Here is a 19,643-nt window from a genome sequence, read left to right on the forward strand (position 1 = left end):
TTTAATAAGATAATAGAAAATAATCGATTTCACGTTATATAATAAAGATGAAAAAGCTGGAATATGCCATAGTAGATATCGAAACCACCGGTGGAAACGCCAGTGGCAGTCGCATTACAGAAATTGCCATTATTATTCATGACGGAAAAAATGTAATTGATCGCTTTGAAACACTGGTTAATCCGGAAAAGGAAATTCCGATTTCGATTTTTGCATTAACGGGTATTAATAACGAAATGGTAGCTAACGCTCCTATATTTGATGATATTGCAGAGAAAGTACTGGAAATGCTTACAGATCGCGTTTTCGTTGCACATAATGTCAACTTTGATTATTCTTTCGTGCGCCATCAACTTGAACAAGCGGGGTTTAAGTGGACGGCGAGAAAATTGTGCACCGTTCGCGCGGCAAGAAAAATAAGACCTGGATTCTCGTCTTACAGTTTAGGAAATCTTTGCAATTCATTAGATATAAATTTAGAAAACCGACATCGTGCCGGCGGTGATGCTGATGCGACAGCAATATTATTTTCCCGATTACTGGAATGGGATTATGAAGGCGAAATCGAGAAAATGATCAAGAAAACAGCACAAGATCAACGTTTGCCTCCTAATCTTCCGCCTGACGATTTTAATCAATTGCCTGAAAAACCCGGTGTTTATTATTTTTATAATCAGATGAAAAAGGTTATTTATGTTGGAAAAGCAATTAATTTAAAAAAACGGGTAGCTTCTCATTTTAGTGGACATAAAATTAATCCGCAAAGGCAAAACTTCTTACGCGATATCTACAGTATTTCTTTTGAAGTTTGTGGCAACGAACTAATGGCGTTGCTCTTAGAATGCACAGAAATTAAAACACTTTGGCCAACATACAACAGAGCATTAAAACGTTTTGAGGCAAAATATGGACTTTACCAATATGAAGCCCGCAGCGGATACAAATATCTGGCAGTTGGAAAACTAAGCAAATTTCAGGTTTGCATTCATGAATTTAATAGCTTGTATGACGCAATAAATGTATTGCGAAATCTGGCCGAACAGTTTGAAATCGATCAACGATTTTGCAAATATTCTAAACAGGAAGAAGCCGAATTTTTTCCGAACCAAGACATTAAAATATTGCCTGATATGACGATTCATAACGATCAGGTTGAAAATGCCATTGAATTTTTATTAAGCAACAGACCCACTTTTGCTATTATAGACAAAGGCAGATCGGCAGATGAGCGCAGTTTTATTTGGGTTGAAAATGGACATTTTTACGGAATGGGCTACATAGCATCTGATATTACAATTACTGAACCATCAGATATAAAAGATTATATAACCCCTTATAAGAGCAATCAATATATAACACATTTAATTTATGCTTATGCCGAGAAATATCCACGGAAAGTTTTTTTCAGCAAGCACTTCTTAAAATAAATTTTAAGATAGAGCTATAAACTTAAACATTGACTTATGACACTATTTAACGATACCGAATTATTTACTACTGGAAATCGTGGTAAAATTGTATATAATCTGCCTGACACAGAACTAATTTTGATTGATAATTTCTTCACTAAAGAAGAATCTGATCGTTTTTATGAAAAACTGCTTCATCAAACCAAATGGAGAGAATATGAAATGGAAATCTATGATAAAACTTATACTGCACCAAGAATGATTGCCTGGTATGAAGACAAAGACAATCACGGATCAAGTCCGAATGGGCTTGACTGGACTTATGAATTGCTGACAATAAGAAGCCGGGTGGAAAAAGAAACACAGCTTGATTTTAATGCCGTATTACTCAATTTATACCGAAACGGCAAAGATGGCGTGGGGTGGCATAGTGATAAAGAACACAATACAGGACAAAATCCGATTATTGCTTCGGTGACTTTTGGAGAGACGAGAATGTTCAGACTGCGTCATAAATTTAGAAAAGATATTCCGCAGGTCGAGATTCCTTTACATCATGGTTCTTTTCTGCTTATGGCAGGAACAACCAACAGTTTTTGGCAACACGAGGTTCCCAAAACAGCTCGAAATGTGTTACCCAGAATCAATTTGACTTTTAGAAGAATTTATCGTAAAGAAGATAACGTACAACATTTTCACACTAGAAATAGTGTACAAAAATTCCTCCTCTAAAAGTTAAAACGCTCACAGTATGAACCTTTTATTAGGCATACCGTATTTTTTTTAGTACTTTCGCACCCTTTTTTTCATATATATAATACCAAAATGGCTTACTCAAACAATGATTTAATGCGTTTTTTAGATGCACAAAATAAACTTTATCTTACTGCTTTTTCTGAAATCAAAAAAGGAAAAAAAGAGACACACTGGATGTGGTTCATTTTTCCTCAATTAAAAGGATTGGGCACCAGCGATACTGCAAATTATTATGCCATTAATGATCTAAAAGAGGCTTCTGCATTTTTAGAACATCCTATTTTAGGAAAACACCTTATAGAAATATCAGAGTTGCTATTGACTTTTAAAAGAAAATCAGCAGATGGTATTTTTGGAGATCTGGACGCTCGAAAACTTCGTTCGTCAATGACTCTTTTTTCTTTGGCAGAAAATACAAATCCAATATTTAAGGAAATACTGGATGCGTTCTTTTCCGGAGAAGAAGATCCACTTACTTTGACCATTATTAATTCAACTATAAAACCTTCTATTGAATCTACTGTTTTTTAACCGAAAAGTTTAAACAAAGGTTTAATACGAATGGTTTTCTGCTCGCAAATTCGCTAAGGCGCAAAGTTTATTTTCTTTGCGATTCTGATGAGTTTGCGAGATTTTTATTTCACGCCAGATTCTAAGATTTCATTGTTATTTTTTCCCTTTTTAATAATTGATTATTTCGCACCATAATTAATTCTATATTAGTAGTTACTAAATCAATCTCTTAAATCAACCAAAATGACCGAAAAAATCAAAACTCTCCAGATAATACATTTTGCACTTTGTGCAGGATTAATAGTTGCTTATTTTGTAATAGGAGAAATTTCAGTTGAAAAATTAAAAACAATTCCCACTATCGATTCTTCGTCGATTGTATTTGCTATTATACCTTTTTTAGCCATTATCATGGCTAATTTTCTATTTAAATCACAATTAAAGCAAGTAGATCGAAATTTGAAACTTGAAAATAAATTACCAGTTTATCAAACGGCTTCGATCATTCGCTGGGCAATTCTTGAAGGTACTGCCTTTATAATATTAATTATGAAACCTGATTTTTTAATATTTGGAATACTTGTTATAATATATCTTATCTTTTTGAGACCAACAGAAGAAAAAATTACTAACGATTTTTCAGAATAGTAATTTTACCGCAAAAAAAGCAACCTTTTACACAAATTCACCAGGAAAAACAACTTCATAATCTCTCTTTTTTACATTTTACTGTTTCACAATTTCTCCTAACGAAATTTCACTAAACTAAAATAAATTAGCGAAATATAGTACTTCAAATAAGCTAAAAACAAGCATAATCACTACTCTTTCAGCACTTCTTCGCTGTGGCATATATATTGGTTTCTTATAAAAAATTAATCTTAAAACCACTTTATAATGAAGAATTTTGACTACCAAAAAATAGTATTAACCCTGTTTATTATTTTAGCAAATACTACTATGAAAAGCTATGCACAAGTTGATTACGCAACAGATCCGCATTTGACACCTGCGGTAAAAGAATTTTTGAAACCACTAAATTCGGGAGGAGCACCCTTAGAATCGCTTCCGGTTGCCGATGCCCGAAATGTACTTGTTGGTGCACAAAATGCATTTAAAGTTGATTTATCAGGAATCGATGAATCTGAAAAAGAAATTACTGCCGATGGATATAAAATAAAGCTCAACATTGTTCGCCCAAAAGGAGCAAAAGGAAAACTACCCGTTTTCATGTTCATTCATGGCGGAGGCTGGGTTTTGGGTGATTATCCCACACACAAGCGTATGGTTCGCGATTTAAGTGTACTTACCGGTTATGTTGGTGTTTTTGTAAACTATTCACTTTCGCCAGAAGTTAAATATCCACAACCTGTAAATGAAGTTTATGCAGCAGCAAAATGGATCGCTGCACATGGAGATGAAATAAATGTTGACGGAAGCAAATTGGGAATTGTAGGTAATAGCGCCGGCGGAAATTTAGCCACTGCAAGTGCTTTAATGGCAAAAGAAAAAGGAACGCCATTGTTTAAAGTTCAAATTTTATTCTGGCCCGTAACCGATGCAAATTTTGAAACGGAGTCTTATAAATTGTATGGAAAACAGCGCTTTCTAACCAGCACTTTGATGCAATGGATGTGGGACCAATATGTTGATCCATCAAAAAGAAAAGAAATTTACGCTTCGCCTTTACAAGCTAGTTTAGCGCAGTTAAAAGGTTTGCCACCAACTTTGATTCAGGTTGCCGAAAATGATATTTTAAGAGATGAAGGCGAAGCTTACGGACGTAAACTGAGCGATGCTGGAGTGGTTGTAACAACAATTCGTTACAATGATGTAATTCATGATTTTGGTTTATTGAATGGTTTAGCCGAGATTCCGCAAACGAAAACTTTATTTCTTCAGGCTGCTGCCGAACTTACCAAATATTTAAAATAATTGCACCACCAGAATCTGAATATACAGATTTAGAAAGACATATTTGTAAAAAACAAAGCGCCTTGAAAAACAAGGCGCTTTTTATTCTATCTAAAGTCTTAAATTTTCTCGCTAGAAAAAATCCTTAGAATCTTAGCAACTTAGAACCTTAGCATCTTTTTTTAACTCTCTTTCGGTTTTGTTAAATAATAAACCGGAATTCCGATTAACATAATTAGAATTCCCCAGCCACAAGTTGAAAATTTTGTAATTAATAACGATATACAAATTGCAGTTGCAATCACGATATACAACATAGGTAAAAATGGGTATCCAAAGGCTTTATATGGTCTTTCTGCATCTGGCATTTTTTTACGTAAAATAAAGATTCCGTAAATTGTTAAGATGTAAAAAATCAAAACAATGATGATTACAAAATCTAATAAATCTCCATATTTCCCTGTTAAACACAAAGCCGAAGCCCAGATACATTGCGCCCATAATGCCCATTCAGGAACGCTTGCTTTATTAAGAACTGCCGCTTTTTTAAAGAATAAACCGTCGTTTGCCATCGTATAATATACTCGTGCGCCCGCCATGATTAATCCATTATTGCAGGCAAAAGTCGAAATCATAATCATAATTGCGATAATCAACGTTCCAATATTTCCAAAAATATATTGAGAGGCCACTACTGCTACCCTATCCGATTTTGCTGTTGCTATTTCGTCTAGCGGAATTACAGCCAGATACATCAAATTTGTTAAAACATAAATAATTGTTACGATAAAAGTTCCAAGAAATAAACTAAAACCAACGTTGCGTTTCGGATTCTTAATTTCTCCTGCAATAAAAGTTACTCCGTTCCAGGCATCACTTGAAAATAAGGATCCTACCATTGCAGCAGAAATTCCGGTAATCAAAGCCGTTCCACTAATTGGTAGCCAAGATCCGCTTTCAGCATTGTATGAGCGTGTTGTCCAGGCATCTGCCCAATTGGCATCCCATATTGAAGCTTTTGCTGCAAGCGTTAGTCCAAAAACGATTAAACCTACTAATGATAAAATTTTGATAATCGTAAGAACGGTTTGAAGAATTTTTCCGTTTTTAACACCGCGACTATTAATATAAGTCAATAAAACAATTGTCAAAATCGAAACAATTTGTGCGGCATTCAATTTAAAAGAGCCTAATTCAAAAAGTATATTTTCATCACTTAATGGTTCATAAAGATAAGCTGCAAATTTCGAAAAAGCCACACCAACAGCAGCAATAGTTCCGGTTTGAATAACCGCAAAAAAGCTCCATCCGTATAAAAAAGCAATCAATTTGTTGTAAGCTTCTTTTAGATAAACGTATTGTCCGCCTGCTTTTGGAAACATGGCACTCAACTCGCCATAACTTACAGCAGCAATAATCGTAATTAATCCGGAAATAAGCCAAGTCAGCGTTAACCATCCCGCAGATCCTACTTGTCTTGCGATATCGGCACTTACTATAAATATTCCTGAACCAATCATAGAACCCACAACAAGCATGGTTCCGTCTAGTAATCCGAGTTCTCTTTTAAAATTTTCCTGGTTTTCTTCTTGCATTATTTTGTTTTTTGGGTTGGTTAAAGATATACTTTTTTCTGAAATTCTAGATTTTAGTTTATAGATTTTAGATGCTGCAAAAATATTTTGGGCGTGTCCCTCCGGGTCGGGCTTTCGGCTATATCTTTTGTTCCGTTTCACTTCACAAAAGGATACCGCCTCTATCCCTCACGCAAATCTCCTTTCATTAGAAGTTTTTAGATAATAATTATGTTTACGGTTCTTTGCCAAAATTATAATTATTCAATTGTTTACATTTGAAAAATAAAAAAGAGAATTAATAATTAGAACAAACACCAAAAATGAATATTGACATTCTGCTTTATATAATTTTTATAATTCCAATAGTTATTGTGGGATTTCAAATCGAAAAATTAAATCAAAAAAAAATATTTCTAATCTGGATTTCAATTGCATTTTTATTAATCATTGCAGGAATTCTAATTGAAGACAACTCTAATAATGAAATGAGAAATCTAAGTTATTTCGGTTCGCAAATGCTTTTTATCTTTTTAATTATTCAAAAAATAACCAGAACACTGTACTTCAAAATATTTAAAAGAGAACCGGAAATTGGAAAATTTCCAAAACACAAAATTGATTATCTCTACACTTTTTCATTATTATTTGGAACTATGATTCTTCCTTTTCTAATAGATGATTATATCTTTAAAAAGTTCTAATTAAAACAGAAGAAGTAGTCAACAATATTCCTGGACAAAGAAAAATAATTCAATGAAGAAACAACAGATATATTTATTTTCAATACTTCTAATTGGCGTAACATTTTACACTTACACTTTTGTGCCTGCAAAATTTGAAATTGAAGGAGGCTCTTGTTATCAAGGAATAACAGCTCTAATTTGTAGATTCTTTTTAGAAATATGTGCCATTCTAAATTTAACAGCATTGTTTTCTTTATTTAAGTCAAAGGTAAACAAAGCAAGAACTTTGAGTATAATTTCTGTTGTCATTTGGTCTTTGCTTACCATTTCTCATACAGTTAGTGAAAATCAGGAGGATTTTATAATTGCTATCAAGTATTTTGCTCCTTTTCTAATTATTACTATTTTGCTTATTATCCTTTGCCGTATTAAAAAAACTGAACCTTTAAAAAGCTAAACATCATTTTTCATTCAATGACTTCTAAAGAAGAAATAATAAACAAAATCGCTCAGGATAAAATTGACTTTAAGACTGGGTTAAAACTTTTATTGGAAGATGAAGAATATAATTTTGAAGGACTTTTTACAACATTAAAAAACTACATATTTAATACTATTCCGAATAAAACCGACTACAATTCAGAAGGTTATCAAGAGGTGATAAATACAATCCCTTTAAAACCAACTTATACTCCAATTGTAATTCTAAAAAATTATTCTACAAGAATTGCATTTAACAAATTGCTTACACTTCCCAAAATTGAAAATAAAAAAACAATAACCGCTTTGCTTTGGGTCTTTAAAATTACTGATACAGAAAGAAGAAATACAGAATGTAAAAATGGTTGTGCCCATTTTTGGCATCAAATTGAATAAATAAAAGCATCTATTTTTCACTCTATTAGTTAAACAAAAACTTTTTTTATTTGGCACTTCTTTTTCTACCAGAGTAAGAATGAATTTATTTCAAATTTTAAACAACAGCCTCTAAAACAGATACAAAACACTAAAAATCAATACATTAAAAATTAATCCGTTTAAAAAATAAAATTAACCAGAAAAAACAAACCGTTTGTAAAACCGTAATATTTTTTTACTAATTTTGAGTTAAGCGATATAATGATGTTAAATTTTAAAATTTTTATTAACATTTGTTTAAAAATTACAATAATCTCGCTCCAAAGATTATTGTCAAGAAATATCTTTTTTCCACAAAAGACAACCAAAAATCAGAATCAGATTATCAACCAACAAACTCGAAAACTATGTCTAAATCCCAATTTTTTAAGAAGTTGCGTTTTGCAAATGTTTTCATACTTATTTTAATAGTTTTTGTTTGTTGTGCTTTATTAATTTGTATTAACTTTTTCACCATCAAAACATTGTCTGCAACCAGAGCTTATGTAAATGGTGAATCACATTATTCAAAAGGACAAAAAGATGCTTCCCGACATTTAATAACCTATTTATACACTAAAGACAAAAATCAATGGAAATTATATCTTGAAGAACTAAAAGTTCCGCAAGGTGATGGAACCGCCAGAGTTGCATTACTAAAAGCCGGAGATAATGCAATTGCCCGCAAAGCATTACTAATTGGCAGAAATCATCAGGAAGATTTAGATGATCTTGTTTGGTTATTTGTGAATTTTAAAAAGGTTTCATTTTTAGCCAAAGCCATTAACGAATGGGAACAGGGCGACAAATTAATCTTCAAATTATTCATTATAGGAGAACAAATTAATGCCAAAATAAAACATAACATATTAACCGCTGCCGACCAACAAAAATTCCTCCAGCAAATTAGCATAATAAGTGATAAACTCACTATTAATGAACGCAATTTTTCGAATACATTAGGCGAAGGAACACGGAAAATAAAAGATTTACTGATTTTTACTAATGTTTTCTTCATTCTGATTATCATTTGCAGTGTTTGTCTTTATTATTCGATAATGGTAAAACGCCTCATAGTTTCTAAAAAAGAAATAGAAGTTAAAAATGAAAATTTAATATTGGTTAATCACGAACTCGATCATTTTGTTTACAGTGCATCACATGATTTGAGATCTCCTATAACCTCTTTACAAGGATTAATCAAAATTACCCAAGAAGAAAACAACCTTAATCAAATTAGGGAATATTTGACTTTAATGCATACGAGTCTGGCCAGGCAAGACCAATTTATTAGTGATATTATCGATTATTCTAAAAATAAGCGAAAACAAATCATCTTGGAGCCTGTTAGCTTACAGGAAATATTTGATGAAGCAATCTCACAATTAATGCATTTTGAAAATGCCAGCCAAATATCCATTACAAAAGAATTATTGGTAGATGAAATTCAGAGTGATAGTTTACGCTTAAAAATTATTATCTTCAACCTACTTTCAAATGCCATTAAATATGCCGACAATACCAAACAGCAAATGTTTATTGCTATTAAAACCTACATTGCTGATGGTTGTAATAAAATTGAAATATCTGACAACGGAATTGGAATTAAAGATGAATTTAAAGACCACATTTTTGAAATGTATTTTGGAACAAACAAAAACAAAGGATCAGGACTGGGGTTATACATTGTAAAAGAAGCCGTTGAAAATATTAGAGGAAATATTTACGTCTTGTCTGAAAACAATATCGGAAGTAAATTTATTATAACAATCCCTAACCACCATGGATCTTAAACCTGTATTTTTATTAATTGAAGACAACCTGATAGATCAGCTCGTCATCAAACAGCTTATAAAAAATCTCTTGATAGTGACATAAACATCACTAACAATGGCAGAGAAGGTTTGGAGTGGCTATACAACCATCAGGGCTTAAACCAAACTTTAATTATTCTATTGGATATACAGATGCCAATAATGAACGGTTTTGATTTTTTGGAAGAATACGATAAGTTAAGTGACGAATTTAAAAAAGAAAATCAGATTTATGTACTTTCGTCAACTCTGGATTCTGACGAAATAAAAAAAATCAAAGAGAATAACTATGTAACTGAATTTTTAAATAAACCTTTTCCAATCGAGGATTTCAAAAAGAAATTACATTTTAATTAATTTCTCTTTTATTGCAAAACTCTGTTTACTTGTGAAAAAGCTCGTTGGTAATAAGGTTCTTTTGTTGACGAAATCATTACACCGCCATGAGTTGAAGAGTGAACAAATTTAATTTCACCATCAACAACTTCTACTACCATTCCAACATGATTAATTTGTCTTCTTCCATTTGTTTTAAAGAAAATCAAATCGCCTTTTTGGGCTTCATCAGTAGTAACTTTCATTCCAATGCGGGATTGCTCTATTGAACTTCGGGGCAATTTAATATCAAAATTACTAAAAGTCGAAATCATTAAACCTGAACAATCAAAACCTGCTTTTGTAGTACCGCCCGATCGATATCTTGTCCCGATATTTTCTGTTGCGTTTACTATTAATTGATCGACTAATTCAGAATGATTACTTACTTTTATAATTGTACTCGTTGAATCAGTTTGAATTGCCGGAGGTGTGTTTTCTGCAATTTGTGTTTCAGACGATGGTGTTATTGTCTCTTTTATTTCTTGTGGAGAAACCAAAGCTGCAGCAGCATCTGCTTTTTCTTTTGAAGTTCTAATTTTCAAAACATAACCAACCGGTAATTTCCCTTTAATAAATGGATTTTGCCTTTCTAATTCAGCTACTGTTAGTCCATATCTTTTTGCAATTGCGTATTTAGTTTCTTTTGGCTGAACTTCTACAACCACTTCAACATCTGTTACAATTTTAAGATCATCAATTGGTTTTTCTGATACTGCAATTGAATTGGATGGAATAATAATTTGCTGCCCAATTTTTAAACCTTCTGTTTCCAGAAGCGGATTGGATTTTTTTAAATCTTCGACTGAAATATTGTATTTTTTGGATATTCCCCACAGCGTTTCTTTAGCCAAAACCTCGTGTGTTCCAGGAGTATTATTATTTACAGCAACTTCATTTGTTGTTGCTACAGTAGTTTGATTTGTATTGGGAATTAGCAAAACCGAGTTTAGCTTTAAAATTTTAGGAGCATTAGGATTTGCATCTATAATAGCTTTAGGTTTTACTCCGTACTTTTTTGCAATTGTAGTGATATTGTCACCCTTAGAAATAGTGTGCTTAATATATTTTTCCTGCGAAAAAACACTTAAACTTAAAAACAACATTATGACGACTAACTTAAAATTCATTTCTTGGGGGAATTTTTTTTAAATTTTGTAGTTCATTTTATAAACTCAAAAAAAGAACGATTCTTTTACTAATAAGGCGAATTTAACATTTTTATGCAAAAAAAACGTCTTTTTTAACAACTTATTAAGTTCAAATTAACAAAATTCAATCGATTTAAAAGTAATAAACTCAAAATCACTACATTAAACAAAACATATAAAATTCATTATTAAATCAAAATATATAAGTTTTATCCTGCAAATATAATTATTTTTTATTAAATATCATACTGCAGCTTACCTGAAATAAAAACGCCCTGTTTTCACAGAGCGTTTTTAGCATAATTAAATCATATAGATTAAGCTTTTCCGGCAGCAATTAAATTTAATGCTGACCCCGCAACGAACCAGCCAATCTGACCTGCATTGTAAGTATGGTTTGCTAGGATAATATCTTTAGAACCATCTGTATGAAGAAACTCTAACGTTAATGGTTTTCCAGGAGCGAACTCAGTTAAATCAATAAAGTTAATTGTATCATTTTCCTGAATTTTATCGTAATCTGCTTCATTAGCAAAAGTTAATCCTAAAAGCCCTTGTTTTTTAAGGTTTGTTTCATGAATACGTGCAAACGATTTTACCAATACTGCTTTAACACCTAAGAAACGTGGCTCCATAGCAGCATGCTCACGAGAAGAACCTTCACCATAATTGTGATCTCCCACAACGATTGATGGAACTCCGGCAGCTTTGTATGCACGAGCTACAGCAGGAACTGCATCATACTCTCCTGTTAACTGATTTCTAACTGAGTTTGTTTTTTGATTGAATGCATTTACAGCACCAATCAACATATTGTTAGAAATATTATCCAAATGTCCGCGGAAACGCAACCATGGTCCAGCCATAGAAATGTGATCTGTAGTACATTTTCCAAATGCTTTGATCAACAATTTAGCACCTGTAATATTTTTACCATCCCAAGCATCAAAAGGAGCTAATAATTGCAAACGTTCTGATGCAGGATCTACCACAACCTGAACACTTGAACCATCTTCAGCCGGAGCCTGAAATCCAGGATCTTCGGCATCAAAACCTCTTGGAGGCAATTCGTCTCCTGTTGGCGCTTCAAGTCTTACTTCTTCTCCATCTTCATTGATCAAAGTATCTGTTAATGGATTGAAGCCTAAATCACCGGCAATAGCCATTGCAGTTACCAATTCAGGAGAACCCACGAAAGCTAAAGTATTTGGATTACCATCTGCACGCTTTGAGAAGTTACGGTTAAAAGAGTGAACAATAGTATTTCTTTCTTCTTTCTCTGCTCCATCTCTGTCCCACATACCAATACATGGTCCGCAGGCGTTAGCAAAAACGGTAGCCCCAATTTTTTCGAAAGTATCGATAAATCCATCTCTTTCAATTGTATAACGAACTACTTCAGAACCTGGAGTAATTGTAAATTGAGATTTGGTTTTTAAGTTTTTATCACTTACTTGTTTTGCCAAAGAAGCGGCACGAGCAATATCTTCGTAAGAAGAGTTTGTACAAGAACCAATTAAACCAACCTGAATTTGTAATGGCCAGTTATTTTTGATTGCTTCTTCTTTCATTTTAGAAATTGGAGTTGCCAAATCCGGTGTAAAAGGACCATTTAAATGTGGCTCTAATTCTGATAAATTGATTTCGATTAACTGATCAAAATATTGTTCCGGGTTAGCATAAACTTCCGGATCTCCTGTTAAGTAAGGAGCTACTTTATCTGCCGCATCAGCAACATCAGCTCTGCCTGTAGAACGCAGGTAACGACTCATAGAATCATCATAACCAAAAGTTGAAGTTGTAGCTCCAATTTCAGCACCCATATTACAAATCGTACCTTTTCCTGTACATGACATAGAAGTTGCACCTTCACCAAAATATTCAACTATAGCACCTGTACCACCTTTTACAGTAAGTATACCGGCAACTTTAAGGATAACATCTTTGGGAGCAGTCCATCCTGATAATTTACCAGTTAGTTTTACTCCAATTAATTTAGGGAATTTTAATTCCCAAGCCATACCAGACATAACGTCTACGGCATCAGCACCACCAACACCAATAGCTACCATTCCTAGACCACCTGCATTTACAGTATGAGAATCGGTACCAATCATCATTCCGCCCGGAAAAGCATAATTTTCAAGCACTACCTGGTGAATAATTCCGGCTCCTGGCTTCCAAAAACCAATTCCGTATTTATTAGAAACTGACGATAAGAAATCGAAAACTTCGTTACTTTGTGTTTTTGCTCTGGCCAAATCGGTTGCAGCATCTACTTTTGCCTGAATCAAGTGATCGCAGTGAACTGTTGTAGGAACAGCAACTGTTTTCTTTCCGGCGTGCATAAATTGTAATAATGCCATTTGAGCAGTTGCATCCTGACATGCAACACGGTCCGGTGCAAAATCAACATAATCAACACCTCTTCCAAACGCCTTCGTTGGATTTCCATCCCAAAGGTGATTGTACAAAATTTTCTCCGTTAAAGTAAGTGGACGACCAACAATCTCGCGTGCTTTATCAACACGACCGGGCATGTTCTCATACACTTTTTTTATCATTTCAATATCAAAAGCCATAAGTTATAATTGTTTTGTTTTATTTTATTTTGAACACGACAAGGTACAAAAAATAGAGGAGCCAGAAAAGAAAAAGCCCGAGTTTATCACTCGGGCTTTTTATATATAATGATTATAACTAATGCTATATATTACATCACTAGTTGCTTGCTAGAAGGCGCAAACTTAGTCAAACTAATACCTTCTACTGCAGCTGTATATTCATCCATTGTAGGAGTTCTGCCAAGAATTGTAGACAAAACTACTACTGGCGTTGAAGAAAGCAATGATTCTCCTTTTTTACCTTCAGTATCTTCTACAACTCTTCCTTGGAATAAACGTGTCGAAGTTGCCATTACAGTATCTCCTTTTGCAGCTTTTTCCTGGTTACCCATACAAAGGTTACATCCTGGACGTTCTAAGTACAACATGTTTTCGTATTCTGTACGTGCAGCTCCTTTAGGCGCATTATCGTCGAATTCGAAACCAGAGTATTTCTGTAAAACTTCCCAATCACCTTCAGCTTTAAGCTCATCTACAATGTTATAAGTTGGTGGAGCTACTACAAGCGGTGCTTTAAACTCAACTTTACCATGTAAATCTTCTATATTTTTAAGCATTTGGGCAAGGATTTTCATATCTCCTTTGTGAACCATACAAGAACCGATAAATCCAAGGTCTACTTTTTTCACTCCTCCATAAAAAGAAAGAGGTCTGATAGTATCGTGCGTATATCTTTTTGAAACATCAACATTGTTAACGTCCGGATCGGCAATCATTGGTTCTACAATTTGATCAAGATCTACAACTACTTCAGCATAATACTTAGCATTTGCATCTGGAGTTAAGGCTGGTTTCTCAGCTGATTTAATTTCAGAAATTCTCTTATCTGCTTTATTAATCAATCCTTGAAGAACTTGTTTGTGATTATCCATCCCTTTGTCGATCATGATCTGGATTCTTCCTTTTGCAATCTCCAGTGAATCAATCAAAGTATCATCTTCAGAAATACAGATAGAAGCTTTTGCTTTCATTTCTGCAGTCCAATCCGTAAAGGTAAATGCTTGGTCAGCAGTAAGAGTACCAAGATGAACTTCAATAATTCTTCCTTGGAATACATTTTCACCACCAAATTTCTTAAGCATTTGAGATTGTGTTGAATGAACTACATCACGGAAGTCCATATAACCTTTCATTTCTCCAATAAAAGTAACTTTTACAGATTCTGGAATTGGCATTGAAGCCTCTCCTGTTGCAAGTGCAAGAGCAACTGTTCCTGAGTCAGCACCAAAAGCAACACCTTTTGACATTCTTGTATGAGAGTCACCACCAATAATGATAGCCCATTCATCTATTGTAATATCGTTTAAAACTTTGTGAATTACATCTGTCATTGAATGATAAATGGCTTTAGGGTCACGTGCTGTGATTAAACCGAAATCATTCATAAATTTCATCAATTTTGGAATATTTGCCTGAGCTTTTTTATCCCATACTGAAGCTGTGTGACAACCTGATTGGTAAGCACCATCAACGATTGGCGAAATTACTGTAGCAGCCATAGATTCTAATTCCTGAGCAGTCATAAGACCAGTCGTATCTTGTGAACCTACGATATTAACTTCTACACGAACATCTGAACCCGCGTGTAATACTTTACCCGGAGTGATACCAACAGCATTTCTGTTAAAGATTTTTTCCACAGCTGTAAGACCTTGCCCTTCAATAGAAATCTCTTTTGATGGAGCAAATACAAGTGGTGCTTCAATATCAAGAACTTTCGCTGCTAATGTTTGAAGTTTTTTACCAAATACAATTGCATATGACCCTCCAGCTTTAATGAATTCCATTTTCTGAGGCGTGAATGCCTTTGAAATATCAATTAACTCTTTATCGCCATTATAAAGCTTCTTAGTTTTTGTATTTATTGTTAATACAGTTCCTGTAGCAACAGAATAAGCTTCTTCTAAAATAGGCTCATTATTCTCATTACGAATAATATCACCATTTGCGTCAAGCTTTTTTACCCAGTTTTTAAGGTCTAAACCAATTCCACCAGTAACATCAACCGTTGTTAGGAAAATTGGAGAAATACCATTTGTTCCTGCAACAATTGGAGCAATATTAATAAATGGAACGTATGGACTTGCTTGTTTACCTGTCCAAAGTGCCACGTTATTTACACCTGACATTCTTGACGAACCTACACCCATTGTACCTTTCTCTGCAATTAACATCACACTTGCATCAGGATACTGAGCTTGCAGCATCTTGATTTCGTCTTGTGCCTGAGGAGTAATCATACATTTACCGTGAAGTTCACGGTCAGAACGAGAGTGAGCCTGATTACCCGGAGATAATAAATCTGTAGAAATATCTCCTTCACCAGCAATATATGTAACTACTTTAATTTCTTCAACTACTTCTGGTAATGAAGTAAAAAACTCTGCCTTTGCGTAGCTTTCCAGAATTTCTCTGGCAATTGGATTTTCATTTTTAAATGCTTCTTTTAAACGGTCTGTATCTGCCTCATAAAGGTAAACTTGTGTTTTAAGAACATTTGCTGCTTCTTTTGCAATAGCAGCATCATTACCAAGTGCTAAATCAAGTAATACCTCGATTGAAGGCCCACCTTTCATGTGTGATAATAACTCAAAAGCAAAAGCAGGTGTTATTTCTTTTACTATGGATTGACCAAGAATGATTTCTTTTAGAAATTTAGCCTTCAGACCAGCTGCGCTCGTCGTTCCCGGTACAACATTATAAATAAAGAACTTAAGAGAATCTTCTCTGTATTCATTATTCAAATCTTTAATTTGTTCAATGATTTCGCTTAATAATTCAGCACCATCAATTGGTTTCGGGTGAAGCCCTTGACCTTTTCTTTCTTCAATTTCCTGGATGTAATCCTTATAAATGTTCATAGTAGAGGTATTTCTAGGTATTTTTATTTTTTTGTTCGCAAATTTAGCTATTAAAGCCGAGAATTAAAAAAATATAATAGAAGTCGCCTTTTCAAAAATTATTATTGTTAAAAAACGATTTTGATCGCTTGTTATTGCGAAAATATCAATTTTGAAATAAAAAAATGAATTATTGATATTTTAAAATCTTTTCTTTAACAAAGTCGAAATTTGTTGTTATAAACAAACCCTATTTTGAGCCTGTTTTAAGTAAAGAATCTTTCTAAATTAGAATTTACATCGTTATAGTTGACGTCAAATTCACTTTTTCAATGATATTGAAATAAAATTTTATCGAAGTTTTATTAAAGATTATTTTACGATATGAATTTCAAATCAAACAAAAAAAGCCTAACAATTTAATGTTAGGCTTTTCGCAAACTCTGTTAGTTTTATAATAATTTCTGAATAATAATTTCTTCCGTTATTCCTTCAGCATCAGCTTTATAATTTTTAATAATTCTGTGGCGTAAAATACCAATTGCAACTGCTTTTACATCTTCAATATCAGGTGAAAATTTACCATTAAAAGCGGCATGTGCTTTTGCTGCCAAAATTAAATTTTGAGACGCTCTTGGTCCAGCTCCCCAATCTAAATAATTTCTAACAAAATCATTTGTCAGCTTATTATCCGGACGTGTTTTACTTACTAAAGACACCGCATATTCAATAACATTATCTGCTACCGGAATTCTGCGGATTAAATGTTGAAAATCGATAATTTCCTGTGCTGTAAATAATGGATTTATAGTTGTTTTAGCATCAGAAGTTGTACGCTTTACGACTTGCACTTCTTCTTCAAAACTAGGATATTCTAATTTTATAGCAAACATAAAACGGTCTAACTGGGCTTCCGGCAACGGGTAAGTTCCTTCTTGCTCAATTGGGTTTTGAGTTGCTAATACAAAATAAGGTAAATCTAATTTATGATTTTCACCAGCGATTGTAACAGAACGTTCCTGCATCGCTTCAAGTAAAGCTGCTTGTGTTTTTGGCGGTGTTCTATTAATCTCATCAGCCAGGATAATATTAGAAAAAACAGGTCCTTTTATAAATTTAAACCTTCTATTTTCATCTAAAATTTCACTTCCTAAAATATCTGACGGCATTAAATCCGGCGTAAATTGAATTCTTTTAAAATCTAAACCTAATGCCTGAGACAAAGTATTTATTAATAATGTTTTTGCTAATCCCGGCACACCTATCAAAAGAGCATGTCCGCCCGAAAATATACAAAGTAAAATTTGATCTACAACGGCGTCCTGCCCTACAATTATTTTTGCTATTTCGGTTTTTAATTCGTTACGTTTTTGAACTAAATTATGAATTGCTGTTACGTCAGACATTTATGAATATATTTAAAATTAAAAAGAGTTAGCGCTATGAAATCATAAAACTAACTCTTTTTATTTATTTAATAAAAATTATTTTTTCAACCAATTGTTTGTAAAAGTACAATCTCTGTACTCTCCAATAATTTTGATATAGGTATCTTTTATTTTTTCGTCAAACCATTTAGCAATGGCATTGATTTGTTTTTCTTTTAATGCTAATTCTTTAATTTTAGTATAATCTTTAGCATAATCCGCCGTATGCTCTTCAATTCTGTTGGTAACAGTAATTAACTTATATGTTTTTTTACCTTTTTCATCTGTGTTTAAAAGTGGCTGAGAAATTTCAGCATCCTTTAAATTTGAAACCTGACTGTATAATGTCGGATCCATTTTAGTCAATTCAAAACGTGTGTCTTGTGTATTAGGATTTACTAAGGTACCACCATTTGCTCTTGTTTCTTTTTCATCAGATTCTGTTCTGGCTGCATCAGCAAAAGAAATTTCTTTACTTTCAATCTTTTTTCTAATGTTTATGATTCTTTCTTTAGCTTCTTTCAAAGCATCTTCAGAAACAGTTGGAGCTATTAAAATATGACGTAATTCCACTTCCTGTCCTTTTATTTTATCTACCATAATAATATGATATCCAAAATTAGTTTTAAATGGTTCCGAAATTTCTCCTTCTGCCAAACTAAAAGCAACATCTTTAAACTCTTTTACGAAAGGAGTTTTTCTTGTCATTTTATAGAAACCTCCACTAGAAGATGATCCCGGGTCTTGTGAATATAAAACTGCTTTGGTAGCAAAACTAGATCCGTCTAATACATCTTTTCTAATACCATTTAATCGGTCAATAACCTTTTGCTCGTCTTCTTTTGAAACTTTTGGTTCTACAACAATTTGTGCTACTTCCATTTCTGCTCCAAAAGTTGGCAATTCATCTTTTGGTATTTTTTTAAAGAAATTACGAACTTCTTCCGGTGTAATCTCAACTGCATCAATAATTTTTTTCTGCATTTCAGAAGCTAGCTTTTGCTCTTTTAAGATATCAGCAAAGTAAGTTTTGAATTCTTCTACAGAGTTTTTCTTATAATAAGCTACAACCTTGTTTATGTCTCCAACTTGCTGCATCATATAGTTTAGACGCTCTTCCATCATTCCTCTTACTTCAGCATCGCTTACAATAATACTATCCTGAATAGCCTGATGCGCATATAATTTATCCTCTAAAAGTTTACCAAGCATTTGGCATCTTGTAATATCTTTTGTAGAACCTCCCTGACTGGTAATTTCTAAATATCCTTTATCAATATCAGAATCTAAAACAATATAATCTCCAACAGTTGCAATAATACCGTCAATTTTTTGCCTCTGCCCAGAAGGAGCTTCAACTGGTTTTTCTGCTACAACAACATCCGGAATAATTTCCTGTGCTGAAATAAATGAGTTGAAAAAAGTAAAAAACATATTGTTAACCCAAATTTGTAATCAATTGTTTTTAGCTGAATTTTTTTAATAACATTATTTTAAATTTAATTTGAATGCTTTTAGACTTTATTTAAACTACCAATTCATTTATTTCTCTTTCAAAAATTTATTCTGAAACATTAAATAATTAACTTCTAGTTCTTCTAACTTATAACGAACAAAAATAACAATTCAATTACATAATACAACTATCAGCAATACTATTAAC

General features: G+C 33.1%; 16 protein-coding genes. 10 read left to right on the top strand and 6 right to left on the bottom strand.

The window, feature by feature from the left end:
- The first annotated feature begins 47 nt into the window (after positions 1-47).
- From ACZZZT_RS22510 to ACZZZT_RS22530, 5 genes are all read left to right on the top strand, one after another.
- Positions 48-1,427, top strand: coding sequence for an exonuclease domain-containing protein (locus ACZZZT_RS22510; protein ID WP_463462019.1), 1,380 nt, complete (start codon positions 48-50; stop codon positions 1,425-1,427).
- 36 nt (positions 1,428-1,463) lie between these two features.
- On the top strand, positions 1,464-2,141 hold the full coding sequence (locus ACZZZT_RS22515) for an alpha-ketoglutarate-dependent dioxygenase AlkB family protein (protein ID WP_073397310.1): 678 nt from the start codon (positions 1,464-1,466) through the stop codon (positions 2,139-2,141).
- A gap of 93 nt (positions 2,142-2,234) precedes the next feature.
- A complete protein-coding gene (locus tag ACZZZT_RS22520) occupies positions 2,235-2,696 on the top strand; it encodes a DUF1810 domain-containing protein (RefSeq protein WP_042564026.1) in 462 nt (153 codons plus the stop codon).
- 225 nt (positions 2,697-2,921) lie between these two features.
- Positions 2,922-3,326, top strand: a complete 405-nt coding sequence (locus ACZZZT_RS22525) for an MFS transporter (RefSeq protein WP_463462020.1) — start codon at positions 2,922-2,924, stop codon at positions 3,324-3,326.
- 249 nt (positions 3,327-3,575) lie between these two features.
- Positions 3,576-4,613, top strand: a complete 1,038-nt coding sequence (locus ACZZZT_RS22530; RefSeq protein ID WP_463462021.1) for an alpha/beta hydrolase — start codon at positions 3,576-3,578, stop codon at positions 4,611-4,613.
- Between the two features lie 161 nt (positions 4,614-4,774).
- Here the strand turns inward: ACZZZT_RS22530 and ACZZZT_RS22535 are convergent, their stop codons facing one another.
- The gene (locus tag ACZZZT_RS22535) at positions 4,775-6,187 is read right to left on the bottom strand and encodes an APC family permease (RefSeq protein WP_463462022.1); all 1,413 of its coding nucleotides are present in this window, start codon (positions 6,185-6,187) and stop codon (positions 4,775-4,777) included.
- Positions 6,188-6,489: 302 nt separating this feature from the next.
- Here ACZZZT_RS22535 and ACZZZT_RS22540 point away from each other — a divergent pair, with 302 nt between their 5' ends.
- The 5 genes from ACZZZT_RS22540 (at position 6,490) to ACZZZT_RS22560 (ending at position 9,920) form a co-directional block, all read left to right on the top strand.
- Positions 6,490-6,870 (top strand): hypothetical protein, encoded by a 381-nt coding sequence (locus ACZZZT_RS22540; protein WP_463462023.1) that lies wholly within the window; start codon positions 6,490-6,492, stop codon positions 6,868-6,870.
- A 52-nt stretch (positions 6,871-6,922) separates the two neighbouring features.
- A complete protein-coding gene (locus tag ACZZZT_RS22545) occupies positions 6,923-7,309 on the top strand; it encodes a hypothetical protein (protein ID WP_463462024.1) in 387 nt (128 codons plus the stop codon).
- 17 nt (positions 7,310-7,326) lie between these two features.
- Positions 7,327-7,728 (top strand): DUF5958 family protein, encoded by a 402-nt coding sequence (locus ACZZZT_RS22550; RefSeq protein WP_463462025.1) that lies wholly within the window; start codon positions 7,327-7,329, stop codon positions 7,726-7,728.
- 506 nt (positions 7,729-8,234) lie between these two features.
- Entirely contained in the window at positions 8,235-9,542 is a 1,308-nt protein-coding gene (locus ACZZZT_RS22555; RefSeq protein WP_463462026.1) for a sensor histidine kinase, read from the top strand.
- Positions 9,543-9,653: 111 nt separating this feature from the next.
- Positions 9,654-9,920 (top strand): response regulator, encoded by a 267-nt coding sequence (locus ACZZZT_RS22560; RefSeq protein WP_463462027.1) that lies wholly within the window; start codon positions 9,654-9,656, stop codon positions 9,918-9,920.
- A gap of 8 nt (positions 9,921-9,928) precedes the next feature.
- On the opposite strand, the gene ACZZZT_RS22565 is transcribed toward ACZZZT_RS22560, so the two are convergent.
- From ACZZZT_RS22565 to ACZZZT_RS22585, 5 genes are all read right to left on the bottom strand, one after another.
- Entirely contained in the window at positions 9,929-11,068 is a 1,140-nt protein-coding gene (locus ACZZZT_RS22565; RefSeq protein WP_463462028.1) for a C40 family peptidase, read from the bottom strand.
- A gap of 338 nt (positions 11,069-11,406) precedes the next feature.
- A complete protein-coding gene (locus ACZZZT_RS22570; RefSeq protein ID WP_463462029.1) occupies positions 11,407-13,671 on the bottom strand; it encodes an aconitate hydratase in 2,265 nt (754 codons plus the stop codon).
- A gap of 131 nt (positions 13,672-13,802) precedes the next feature.
- Positions 13,803-16,574, bottom strand: coding sequence for a bifunctional aconitate hydratase 2/2-methylisocitrate dehydratase (locus tag ACZZZT_RS22575; RefSeq protein WP_042564015.1), 2,772 nt, complete (start codon positions 16,572-16,574; stop codon positions 13,803-13,805).
- A 431-nt stretch (positions 16,575-17,005) separates the two neighbouring features.
- Positions 17,006-17,959, bottom strand: coding sequence for an AAA family ATPase (locus ACZZZT_RS22580; protein WP_073397295.1), 954 nt, complete (start codon positions 17,957-17,959; stop codon positions 17,006-17,008).
- A 78-nt stretch (positions 17,960-18,037) separates the two neighbouring features.
- On the bottom strand, positions 18,038-19,414 hold the full coding sequence (locus tag ACZZZT_RS22585; protein WP_463462030.1) for a peptidylprolyl isomerase: 1,377 nt from the start codon (positions 19,412-19,414) through the stop codon (positions 18,038-18,040).
- Between the last annotated feature and the right edge of the window lie 229 nt (positions 19,415-19,643).

This window comes from Flavobacterium sp. AC274, assembly GCF_979258275.1.